Genomic DNA, 11,929 nt, shown 5'->3' on the forward strand with positions numbered 1-11,929 from the left:
TTACAATATGTTAAAACCTTTATTCCAAAATGACAAGGAGTTTAAATGAAAATCCGCAATGATTACACCTGCCCCCTTGTGTTCCATAATTTTAAAACACCCATGATTTTAACTCACGGGTGTTTTTTATGTTACATACTCTGTGTCCACTTTTAAATATTAATCATTTTCATCTTTTTATAATCCTTTGACTAACTCTGACAAAGGATTTGATTGTTTAGCTTTGGATTATATGTTCTGTTTCATTTTATAACAGCTTGCCAATTTATATTTGATTTTTATTTTTTTCATAGTCTTCTTTCAAACGTTTTAATTTTCTCGTTCTCTTTAATGGCAACGTTGTTAATAATTCATAGATCTTTTTATTTTCTTTAACTGTTAGATTCTTAGTATAATTTACTACTGAAGGACCTGATCCTTCTTCAACTATTTTAAAATTTTCTTTATCCAAGAATCCAACCTTTTTAATCATTACACCTTCTTGATTTTCATAAATAGCTTCAGCGTACCAAGAATTATTGCCACTTCTATTGATTATTACATTTTTTAGTCCAAGGATTCCTGCGCATATTATTCTAAGATCCCTATCTATCTCATTTTTTTTATCAACATTGCAAATAAAAACATCTTTGTTTCCGGACTCAGTATACTCTTCTATTGCCCTTGCTATATCTAAGAATCTTGTTTCCATAATTATTTGCATCTTATTCATAATTGCGCACACCTCTTTCAATATTAAGACGATTATACCATGGATTCTTCAAATTGTCCGAAACGCAAAAATATAAAAGATTCACCCTGTTCAACATATAAATTCAAGAGCCGATGCGCCCTTTTTTTATCGCCGCCACTGACACTTTGAAAAAGCATCTTGACCACGCGCACATAAGTCTCTGAAAAACAAGGCAACATGTCAGTGTGACCATCAAACGTCTACTGGAAAAAAAAGAGCAATAGGATTATAATGAATTGACTCAACAAAAGGAACTGCCGTTTGTTAGAGAATTGTATCATTAAAAAAAGCTGGGAGGTAATAACATGACGGATATTTTAGTGATCGAAGATGATAATGAAATCAATCGTCTATTGTGTAATATTCTAAGTGAAAATCAGTATCACTGTGTATCTGAATATTCTGGCAAACCCGCTTATGAAACGCTGAAAAATAGAAGCTTTGATATGGTGCTGCTGGATTTAATGCTTCCTGAAATTCCGGGTGAAGAATTACTCGCAAACCTTCGTCGATTCTCCAAGGTGCCGGTTATTATCATCTCTGCCAAGGATGAAATGACGGTAAAGGTCGATATGCTCCGAACCGGCGCGGACGATTACATTACAAAACCGTTCGACAACAATGAGGTGTTGGCAAGAGTCGAAAGCAATTTGCGACGCAGTCAAGGTTTTAGCTCTTCACACCTTACCGTGGGTCCTTTGGTTTTTGATACGGAAACGAATGTATGTAACCTATCTGGAAAGCCAATTTCTCTGACTGGAACGGAAATGAAAATTCTCAGATTGCTCATGGAAAATCCCCAGAAACTATTCACGAAAGCCAACCTGTTTACGAGTGTGTGGGATGAACCATATAGCTATGATGACAACGCAATTAATACCCACATTAGTAATCTAAGACGCAAACTGAAATCTGTCTGCCCCGACCAGGAGTTTATCGAAACGGTTTGGGGAATCGGATACAAACTGATCGAATCTAAATAAAATTGCCTGTTTTCGTGATCCATGGGAACAGGCAATTTCTTTAGAAACTCTTATGATTCTCCTTAGAAATAATTACGAATTGCATTTTATAATAGAATATAAAGGAGATGAAATTAATGGAAGAATCTATATTTGAAGCAAAAGATCTTACAAAAAAGTATAAAGGAACCATGGCACTTGATTGCGTAAATCTAACTCTGCGACGTGGTGAAATTTATGGTTTTATTGGTGAAAACGGTGCGGGGAAAACCACAATGATTCGATTGATCACCGGTCTTTCCTTTCCCACCGATGGGAAAATGACACTGTTTGGAAAATCCGGAGCAAAGGAATTGCAGAAACAGCGTGCCCGTATTGGGTGTATGGTGGAAACGCCCGCACTTTATAAAAACATGACGGCTCAACAGAATTTGGAGGCTCAGCGCATTCAACGCGGAATTCCGGACAAGGAATGTATCCAGGAAACATTGAAACTGGTTGGCTTGACAGATACCGGGAAAAAGGCCGTGCGCCATTTTTCCCTTGGAATGCGTCAGCGACTTGGCATTGCGATGGCTTTGTTGAATGATCCGGAATTTTTAATCTTAGACGAACCGATTAACGGCCTTGATCCATCCGGTATTGTTGAAATACGGGAACTGATGAAACGGCTGAATCGGGAGCGTGGGATCACGTTGCTTGTTTCCAGTCATGTTCTCAGTGAACTGTATCAAACGGCAACACAATATATCCTATTGCATCAGGGCCATGTACTGGAGGAATTAACACAACAAGAACTGGATGAAAAATGCAAACGGCATATCGCCATAAAAACAAATGATACTACTAAAACAACAACTGTGTTGGAAAGCGCATTACATACTACGCACTTTCAGGTTATGCCGGATGGCGTCATACGATTGTATGACAATCTGGACAACATGGAAGATGTGGCACGTGTGCTTTCACAAGCAGGACTTTTGGTAACCGGTCTCAGCCTTGCCGGAGACAGTCTTGAAGATTATTTTCTGCACAGAATTGAGGGCGACTAAATATGGGTAAGCTTTTACATGTTGAATGGTATAAACTCGTCCGCGATAAGATTTACTGGATACTGCTGGCCGTCATCGTGCTTGTCAATTTGATTATCTTATCCGGCGGTCAGCAATTCAGTCTGTCGGGTTACTCTTTTTTGAAAAATATTATGCAAAAAGAAGTGATAACAATTATGATGGCAAGTATTTACGGTGGACTGTTTGTCGGTAGAGATTTTGAAGATGGCACCTTATATCATGAGATAACGGCGGGAAGAAGTCGTATACAGGTACTTTTGGCTAAAACCATTGTTTTTTTATTAGCATTAAATGGTCTTATTCTGATATTTCCGCTGCTGGGTATTATATACTGCACGTTAAAAAATGGCTGGGGTATCCCTTTTACTGCTGGAATGGAATTTTATCTACTTTTTGTGTTTATAGCATTCGTGTTACTCAACTGCGCCATTGGTATGATATCTATGCTTGCGGCGGTCTGTTTCCGGGACGTTGGCCGAACTATTGGTATTCCAATAATTCTGTTTTTTATTATGATTATGCTGCTAAATGGTAAATACGCCATTCAATATGCACACTTTCTGCCTATTGGTATGTTGGCTCTCGTTACAAACGGCACCGTTCACCCTGTATATGGAATGCTGTTGGGAAGCATTTGGAGCGCTGTTTTATTTGTGATATCTGCATTAGTATTCCGCCAGGCGGAACTGCGTTGAGGAGGAGAGAAATGAGCAATTTATTAAAATATGAATGGTATGAACTGCGGCACAATTTGATTTTTTGGCTAACCTTGATTATTCCATGTGCCTTTGGACTCATTATGTTTGGTCCTGATTACTTGGGATACGATCCCATGGTACCGGATATTCCGCATAACATACAGGGGATCTTTATGACTACAGCAGCGGATGGCATCTTACCATTTTTGATTATTACCGGTGCATTTACAGCGATGCTTTTTGGTCAGCAGTTTTCCAACCGAGTCATTGATCACGAGATTTCCGCTGGACACAGCCGGGCAGCTATTTATACAAGTCGGTGCATTGTAGGCTTTATCGTGCCAAACTTGGCAATTCTATTGGCGCTGCTGCTTGGCTGCATACGCTGTTCCTTCTCCCTTCCATTGCCTTCCACTCAATCTATCCCGTATTTTATACGAACAATTGCAATGCTTTTACTGCTGAATTTTTCGCTTATTTCAATTTGCATTTTTTTTGTGATGTTATTCCGAGATACCGCAAAGTCAATAGCCGTTTCTGCACTCTTTCTGTTGATTATTTGCTGGTTCATGGCAGGGTTATTGCAGACAGCCAATCTAGTACCTGGAACTGCTTATACGAATACACCCGGGGTTGCCTTGCTTTTTCATCCGGCCTATTTGATCCGACATGTACTGAGACCTTACCTGACTTTAAGGGAAGGGTTAGCGGCAATAGCTGTGGCGGTCGGCTGGGCAACGGTATTTTTAGGTGGTGGTTATTGCGTATTCCGCAGATGTGAACTAAAATAAGATGTTATAAAAGAAGGCGGTGGTTGAATGATTTGGATTTTAATTACGGTATGTATCGCAACGGTTATGTTCGGCGTCCGCCTTTTTCGCATCAAACAGCAGCTTCGCAAGATCACAACACAACTGCATGATCGCACAAGCGGCAGTACCGAGAAAAAAGTTACGGTTTCATTGATTGACAACGATTTAAACAAACTTGCCGCCGCCATCAATCGCAATTTAAATCTGCAAAAAAGTCTCCGAATTGAAGTGCGGCGCAATGATCTTCAACTAAAAGATTCCATTGCAAACCTCAGTCATGACTTACGAACTCCATTGACCTCTATTTTAGGCTATTTGCAATTGTCTCGGAATCCTGAATGTCCAGTGGAAAAGCGTGAAGATTATCTAAAAACTGTGGATGACAAAGCGCATGCGTTAAAAGCTATGATAAACAGTCTTTACGAACTGTCTGTATTGGATGTTAATGAAACGCTGCTTAATGAAGAAAAATTCGACCTAAATATATTGGTAACCGATGTTTTAGTGGGACAATACGAGCTGTTTCAGAAGCACGGAATTAGTCTTCAGGTAAACCTTCCTGATTATCCAATTTGGATATCCGGCGATCACGTTGCCTGTACCCGGATTGTGCAGAACTTGCTTAACAATACAATACTTTATGCCAAGGAAAAAGCCGACATTGTTTTGACAAAAGAAGATGCCTACGCAATCCTGTCAATCCGTAATCCTGCGCCGAATCTATCCCAAGATGATATTGATCATTTGTTTGACCGCTTTTATACCGCGGATAAATCCAGAAAAAGCAGTGGCACCGGTTTAGGACTTTATATCGTAAAAACATTATTGATGAAAATGAAGGGTAAAATCGTTGGCATTTCTTTAAATAGTCAAATTCTTTGTATCGAAATTGGGTTTATATTGAGTAGTTAAATCTTTTCAACAATCCGCGCTCACTAAACAACACCCCTCGCCTAATCCTATTACGCCATCCGAGGCCTGGCCCCAGTGAAAAAAACATGTTTTTTTAGCTGAGTTCTCAAAATTCGAGTGAATTATTTTCAGAAAAAGAAATTAATTCTAAATTCGACAAATCGTTCACAGAAACAGGAAGATTTAGCGGTCATGGTGGCCGCTATTCTTTTTATATTGACTGCAATAGCTGCCAGTTTGAGTGGTGGTATTTATTTTCGCTTTTTCGATAACAGTTTCCAGGTAATCTTTCATCACCTTTTTTGCCTTTTTATGATCAATACTTATTCTAAACTCAACGCAAATTCCTCTGCTTTCCTTAAATCTTCACTGTCTGGTCTGCCTTTGTTCATTCCTTAATCGTTGATGTTACTTCCACAAGTGCTTCTTTCAATTCTTTGTTTGTGTAATTTTCCATACTTGCCTTCCTTCTCAATTTTCATTTGATATGCGGACATAAAGCTGAAGTATTTGATTGAGACTAAATAGCTCCTTCAGTCACGATCATTAACAGTCCAATCGTAAATCCGATGATGGCTCCCGTGTAGACTTCTTTTGGCGTATGTCTTTTTAATTCAACTCTTGACCAGCCAATAAGTCCAGAAAAAAACAGAACACTTATGCCGATAATTAGGTTTATTGGCATAATCAAAAATGCGCGATAATCAGAGAAATGGATGCTGCAATTTTCTGTTTCACTTAAAACCGCCTTTACTTTATTCGATCATCAAACGACCTTATTTCTATTCAAGTATTGATAAAATCTCATTTAACGATTTTTTAAATTCTTCATCCGTTGAGTTTTTAAAAATAAGCAAATCATCTTTTACATGCGGATTGTCCAAGGCAGTGGGAATATCGAAATTGCTCTCTGCGAGATAGTCCTCCCAATGGGAAAGTTTCCAGGTATCCCGTTCAGAATTTCTTGCAATCATTCTTTGGCGGGTCACTTCTATTGCCGTTTCTACCCAGACAACAACTAAAGATGCCTTCTTTTTTATTAGTTTTGCTTTCAATTCACGGATATAATTGATATCCCTTACTTCTTTTGTGAATGGCGCATTAATCAATACCGTATTGTCGTAATCCAGGGCTTCTAAAGCAAGAGCGACAATTGTTTCGTATTCATAATCACGAATATTTTTCTCAAAAAAATCAGAACTCCGGTTATATTCTTCCCCAGCTACGATAAAAATCTGTTTTGAAAGGGGTATGAGTGTATCCTTATCCAGGTAAACCACCTGACTTAATGCCTCTGCAAGTTTCTTTGCGACATAGGTTTTTCCACTTGCTGGCGGTGATGTTACTAAAATCAGCTTTTTCAATTGTTATGCTCCTATTCTTCGAATCCACAGAGTAACTTGTGCTTTTGGGGATAATTATACCCGAAATCCCATTTTAATCAAAGTAGTTTGTCTTATCTAGACGGGGGGGCTTTTCGTTCGACATCCCCGAGGTTACTTGACCTTTGGTTTGAACCGCTGCACGTGGGGACAGTCGGTAAGCAATCTGGGTATGAAAAATCTTTTAAACGATTTGTACAAACTAATATTTTCGACTTTTTCACTGATCCCAGACGTTTTATTATGCAGATTCCCTTCGCGAAAACACGATAGCCCCTCCCATTGTGATTCAATTTTAAATTAAATATTTCTTAATAGGTGTTGACGACTCGGTTTAGGCTATAACTCGTTAGGTTGGTAATCTAATTAATTTGGTTGCCAACAATTTTGACAAAAAGAAAGAGGAACCTTATTTTATGAATCAATTAACAAGTAAAAAAAAACGGTTGTTATGATCGCGTTGATGGGAGCAATGTCCTATATGCCATTCTACATTCAAAGGGTACAAGGCTTATCAGCAACGACATCCGGTTTATTTAATATTCCCATGTCAATTATGATGATTATCTTCAGTACACTAGTTGGAAGCTGGTTATCAAAATCATGCAATTACAGATTATTCGCCGTAGTGGGTTTAGGTATTATGAGTGCCAGCATGATTGTGATGGCTAATATGGGCAGCGTAACCATGGCTGCGGTGAGCCTGATTATTTTCGGAGCAGGTCTTGGTTTTAGGATGACTGTCTTCACAACAGCAGCACAAAATTCAGCCCCAGCCTCACAGCTTGGTGTGGTTACCGCAACCACACCACTTTTTCGTAATCTTGGCGGGACTATTATCATCGCCATATATTGAAATAAAAAAACTAATAGCTGTATTTGAAAACTTGTCTAGAGCTGAACGAAAAAAGCAACCATTATTGGGATTAAAACAAAGCGAAATACGTGTTTTGTTATGTCTCAAAGATATTTCTTGTGATGTTAATTATATTACCAGTATATCAGAAATCAGTAATCGAATGTCAGTAACATCACCTACTGTTACTGAATTGGTTAAAGGTTTAAGCAGTAAGGGATATATTGATCGCAGTACAAATTCAAAGGATAAAAGGATTGTTGATCTCAAGCTAACAGACAAAGGAGAAAAAATAGTTGAGAAGGGAACCTACTATTTTACAACTTTTTTTGCTGGGCTTGTCGACAAATTAGGAGCAGAAAAAAGCGAGCTTCTACTCGATTTATTGGAGCAGGTGTGCTAATATCTTGATGAGGTGCATGTCGAGGTTTGGTAGTATTAAGCGTGATTGAAGACGTGGGAATTTTAATGGATATCGCGAAGTAGGGATACAATTACATCAATAGTACGAGGGTACAGGATAGTTGTTTCCGATGATGGCATCCGTGAACTCTTTCACCAAGGCATCCCGATCAATGTCCAGTACATCGACACCATAATCAATGAAGGTTTGAATGAACGCGTCTTCCTTCTGGCTGAGATCCAAAAAATCATTCAATCTGCCACCTATTCCATCCAGTGTTGTGTATACAGCCATGATAATGCTTAAAAATCTTTTTCTAAATATTTTCGTTCCTCTTGCTATAATCTTAGTCCTTCAGGCATTTTTTCAGAAGTGCTTTTTGCAGAAAGTTGCAAGTAAAAACACCCTTGAGTATAATTTTTTACTCAAGGGTGTTTTGAATTCGAAGTACTATTTGTCGTGACCATGTCAGTCCCTGCATAAGCAGACAATTTTATTTTAATTTAGTTTTACTTGATTTTCAAATTTTTCCGTGATCCCAAAATTCACCACAATAAATTCATCCGTTTCAAAAATAGAGCCATTTTTCGGCCACTGCGGCTTATCTTTTGCCAGTGGTAATGCTTCTTCTCGCATCGTGTAATTATCAGCCTTGAAGTCGTACCCCAAATCTTTAAAAAACTTGTGCGCTTCGGAAACATTGTTTTCAAAATTCCAGCCGACCGCCCAGTCTAAAAAACTATCGCCATTGGATTGAACATATTTGTATGCATATTTGCCGTCCGGTACAATCCCGGTCAGGTTCATATAGAGTTTTCCGGCCAGACTGGTTTTTTCTGCCGAAGTATACTGGTTGATATTATCCGACAACTTATAATCACCCAAGAAAACCACCGGTTTGTCCAAATCGTAATTTGAACGTATTTCCGTAGCAACCTGGTTGACCACGTTGACCTCTTCCTCATACCGCATATAATCAACATAAAACCACTTGTTGATATCATTTAACTGCCAAATTAGTACGATGCAAAGAACCACAACAAATGCTCTTTTTATTTCGATTCTGAACTTGCCTTCTTCTACAAACTGCAACAAAAGCATGAAAACAAAGGCTGTAAAAACACTAAAAACTGAACATGCCCGATATGGGGTTTCAATTCCCTGGAAAATCGTTAAAGAAAACAAACTCACGATGCTTCCCAAATATAAAGCCGCAATTGTTAATGACCGGTATTTGAATCCCTGCCAGAACATCAAAACAAGTGTTGCTCCAATTGTGATTAGCAAAATGGTGATCGGCAGATAGACGAGCGCATTGTAAAAAAAGCTCAGGGTCACGCCCTTAAACAGCTTTGGTAGATTTTCCATAAATCCCTGATCCCAATGAATTTCCTTAGATGCATTAATGCTTGTGCCAAGCTGAAGGACGATCCTTAAACTCATATCGATAAGAAAGCGAAAAACGATACCAATGATTAACGGGATCACAAAATATACGCCCCGTGAAAACACATCTTTAAATTTTCTGCTATCATCACTGTATAAAAACCGCAATATCAATATGGCAAAAATTCCAAACAAATAGACAACTGCAAACGATTCATACAATGATAACGTCAAGGCTATTAAAAAGGATGCCAAAATATATGGTCCCGGCTTGTTCAGCTTTTTGGTGTCGGTTAATAAAATAAATAATATGAAGGGGATCATCGCATGGCCAAGGCCGATTTCAAAATCAGAGCCCATATAAATAAATATTTCGGTTATCAACGGATATGAAACAAAAAAACACGCAAAGAACATATATACAATTAATTTTAATTTATCGCCGGTAACCTTTTTGAATAATGAACACCACAATACCGCTGCTGCAACTAGGCACAGTATGGCAAGGAAGTCCAGCACAAACGGCCTGAAGTTATAAATTCCCAATATTTTATCGATAAATACCTGAAAAAAGCGTCCCTGTCTCAGCAACTCGTTTTGCCGATAATAATAATCCATCGCCGTGTCATCGACACTCATACTTGGATGCGTTAATGTGAATCCGTAACTCATGATTGTTACCAGCAACAATGGAATCATAACCCATTTGCTGTTCAGGAAATATTTTACATTTTCTTTTAATTCTTTTAAATTAACCATTATTGTCTCCATTTAAATTGCTTTTAATTACTTGACATATATCAAATATATTATATGCTTGATAAATATAAAGTATATTTCAAATTGTTTTAACCGTCAAGTAATGAAAAACATAACGTTTGATGCAACTATACTCTATACAATATATTTTCAAACTAATAGCTGAAACAACATCAAAAATCAGCATGCATATTAGTATCCATTAAATAAAGCAGGTGAAAAGTTATGCCGGAACTACCAGAAGTCGAAACCGTTCGGAGAACGTTAAAGAACTTTATTGTTGGAAAAAAGATTCAGGAAATTAGGGTTCATTACGATAAGATCATCACCGGCGATACAAATAACTTTGTAGCATCGTTAACAGGCCAAACTATTCGGGATATCGACCGGGTGGGAAAATACCTAATCTTTATTTTAGATAGCCAAGCGTTTATTTCTCATTTGCGGATGGAAGGCAAATATAATATTGTAGCAGCTTCAAAGTCGCTTAACAAACATGAACATCTTACCTTTGCATTTAGTGATGGCACCGAATTACGTTATCAGGACACCCGTAAATTTGGTCGTTTAGAACTGGTGAACAAAGAAACCTATCGTCAGGATTTACCGCTTTGCAAGCTTGGCCCCGAACCATGGGATGCCGATTCTAAAGAGATCTACTCAAAAATACATAAGAGCAGTCTGCCGATTAAAACCTTGTTACTCGATCAAAGCATTATGACTGGAATTGGCAATATCTACGCCAATGAAATCTGTTTTCGAATGAAAATGCATCCCGCCACACCAGGAAAACGGGTCAGTAAAAAGCGGGTAGCCGAATTAATCACCGTATCAAAAGAAATTCTGGAGCAGGCCATTGCCCAGGGCGGAACAACGATTCATTCTTTTGACGCCAATGGCATTACCGGTTTGTTTCAGGTCCAGTTACAAGTCCATATGCAAAAAGTTTGTCCGGTATGCCATGGAGCAATCACCAAAGAAATGGTTCGTGGCAGAGGCACCTATTATTGTAAAGAGTGCCAAAAAAAGAAGGGGTAATCGCCGGTTTGGGGCAATAATGAATATCTTTCACCTAAAAAGCGCTCCTAATGAATACAAAAAAAGCAGCTGGGAAACAATATCTGTTTGGCCAGCCGTTTTTTTTTATGGTTTAATCAATCGATATTCGCTTGTACTTTTTGCAACAAGAACCGTCAGATTGAACTGGCTGTTAATTTCCTGAACAATTTTATTGATGGCTTCGTCATCAGCGCCATAGATTATGCAGTTGATGGTGTTTTCATCTACAATCAGAGCGCCCACATAATAGCTGCCGTTTGAAATGGTAATGGTGACACCGCTGACGGATTCAAGAATTGTTTTTTTGATCGCTTCTTTTGCTGTTTCTGTTTCCAGAATTTGTTTTCCGGTATTGGCGTCGTTAAGTCCGATTAGCAGTTCATAACGGTTCGCTTTTTCAAGCTTCAACGGATTTGATGAGGCATCCGAGTTTGAACTGCAGGCGGTGACACTAAATAATGACAGAATGATGAGGCAGAGGACAAGGGCTTTCTTTTTCAAAGTTTTTCTCCTTACAACAATAAAATTTCAGGCATTTGCAAAACTGCCGCGAGCTTTATAATTACCTAATAATGAAACTTTGAGGATATTGATCTGCTTTCAATTGCTTTAATATCATAACATAAAATCGTGGGAAAATAAAGATCCGAAGGATCGCAGACTGAAGACAAAGGTCAGGGAAACCTGGCCTTTTTTAGTTTTTTGAAATCAAAAAAGCTTATTCCAAGGTTCATGGTTTATCATAAAATTAGAAAACAAATGGAGGCAAACCTTATGTTAACCAAACGGGAACAGGATATCAGAGAACAGGTACAGATCGTCACAATGGATGCGTTGGTACCGAAAGATCATATTTTAAGGCTGGTCGATGAAGCGATTGATTTTGATTTTATA

The 11,929-nt window shown here is 38.4% G+C and carries 13 protein-coding genes and 1 pseudogene; 8 read left to right on the top strand and 6 right to left on the bottom strand.

All coding sequences use genetic code 11. The annotated features are described in order from the left end of the window. Positions 1-265: 265 nt before the first annotated feature. The gene (locus FZC40_RS04245) at positions 266-712 is read right to left on the bottom strand and encodes a hypothetical protein (protein WP_148602661.1); all 447 of its coding nucleotides are present in this window, start codon (positions 710-712) and stop codon (positions 266-268) included. Between the two features lie 326 nt (positions 713-1,038). Between FZC40_RS04245 and FZC40_RS04250 the strand changes: the two genes are divergently transcribed. The 5 genes from FZC40_RS04250 (at position 1,039) to FZC40_RS04270 (ending at position 5,190) form a co-directional block, all read left to right on the top strand. Further along, positions 1,039-1,716 carry a response regulator transcription factor gene (locus tag FZC40_RS04250; protein ID WP_148602662.1) on the top strand — a complete coding sequence of 226 codons (678 nt, stop codon included), beginning with the start codon at positions 1,039-1,041 and terminating at the stop codon, positions 1,714-1,716. 116 nt (positions 1,717-1,832) lie between these two features. Then, entirely contained in the window at positions 1,833-2,747 is a 915-nt protein-coding gene (locus FZC40_RS04255; protein WP_148602663.1) for an ABC transporter ATP-binding protein, read from the top strand. A 2-nt stretch (positions 2,748-2,749) separates the two neighbouring features. After that, positions 2,750-3,463: an ABC transporter permease gene (locus FZC40_RS04260; RefSeq protein ID WP_148602664.1), complete on the top strand. Its 714-nt coding sequence runs from the start codon at positions 2,750-2,752 to the stop codon at positions 3,461-3,463. A gap of 11 nt (positions 3,464-3,474) precedes the next feature. Continuing rightward, entirely contained in the window at positions 3,475-4,257 is a 783-nt protein-coding gene (locus FZC40_RS04265; protein WP_148602665.1) for an ABC-2 family transporter permease, read from the top strand. A 27-nt stretch (positions 4,258-4,284) separates the two neighbouring features. Then, complete coding sequence (locus FZC40_RS04270; protein ID WP_148602666.1) at positions 4,285-5,190, top strand: sensor histidine kinase; 906 nt, start codon at positions 4,285-4,287, stop codon at positions 5,188-5,190. Between the two features lie 520 nt (positions 5,191-5,710). On the opposite strand, the gene FZC40_RS17035 is transcribed toward FZC40_RS04270, so the two are convergent. Together FZC40_RS17035 and FZC40_RS04275 are read right to left on the bottom strand one after the other, a co-directional pair. Then, positions 5,711-5,875 (bottom strand): phosphatase PAP2 family protein, encoded by a 165-nt coding sequence (locus FZC40_RS17035; RefSeq protein ID WP_186843645.1) that lies wholly within the window; start codon positions 5,873-5,875, stop codon positions 5,711-5,713. A 97-nt stretch (positions 5,876-5,972) separates the two neighbouring features. Then, positions 5,973-6,554, bottom strand: a complete 582-nt coding sequence (locus FZC40_RS04275; protein ID WP_148602667.1) for a P-loop nucleotide/nucleoside kinase family protein — start codon at positions 6,552-6,554, stop codon at positions 5,973-5,975. A gap of 478 nt (positions 6,555-7,032) precedes the next feature. Between FZC40_RS04275 and FZC40_RS04280 the strand changes: the two are divergent. Continuing rightward, positions 7,033-7,425, top strand: a pseudogene (locus FZC40_RS04280) (MFS transporter); the annotation flags it as partial. A gap of 67 nt (positions 7,426-7,492) precedes the next feature. After that, the gene (locus FZC40_RS04285; protein WP_243135750.1) at positions 7,493-7,831 is read left to right on the top strand and encodes a MarR family winged helix-turn-helix transcriptional regulator; all 339 of its coding nucleotides are present in this window, start codon (positions 7,493-7,495) and stop codon (positions 7,829-7,831) included. A 96-nt stretch (positions 7,832-7,927) separates the two neighbouring features. On the opposite strand, the gene FZC40_RS04290 is transcribed toward FZC40_RS04285, so the two are convergent. Both FZC40_RS04290 and FZC40_RS04295 read right to left on the bottom strand, forming a co-directional pair. Then, on the bottom strand, positions 7,928-8,086 hold the full coding sequence (locus FZC40_RS04290) for a hypothetical protein (RefSeq protein WP_186843647.1): 159 nt from the start codon (positions 8,084-8,086) through the stop codon (positions 7,928-7,930). 243 nt (positions 8,087-8,329) lie between these two features. Beyond that, positions 8,330-9,976, bottom strand: coding sequence for a glucosyltransferase domain-containing protein (locus tag FZC40_RS04295; RefSeq protein WP_186843648.1), 1,647 nt, complete (start codon positions 9,974-9,976; stop codon positions 8,330-8,332). Between the two features lie 225 nt (positions 9,977-10,201). Between FZC40_RS04295 and mutM the strand changes: the two genes are divergently transcribed. Further along, a complete protein-coding gene (mutM, locus tag FZC40_RS04300; RefSeq protein ID WP_148602671.1) occupies positions 10,202-11,014 on the top strand; it encodes a DNA-formamidopyrimidine glycosylase in 813 nt (270 codons plus the stop codon). Between the two features lie 105 nt (positions 11,015-11,119). Here the strand turns inward: mutM and FZC40_RS04305 are convergent, their stop codons facing one another. After that, entirely contained in the window at positions 11,120-11,536 is a 417-nt protein-coding gene (locus FZC40_RS04305; RefSeq protein ID WP_148602672.1) for a hypothetical protein, read from the bottom strand. Positions 11,537-11,929 lie beyond the last annotated feature (393 nt).

The organism is Acetobacterium tundrae, from assembly GCF_008086615.1.
Lineage (GTDB): Bacteria > Bacillota > Clostridia > Eubacteriales > Eubacteriaceae > Acetobacterium > Acetobacterium tundrae.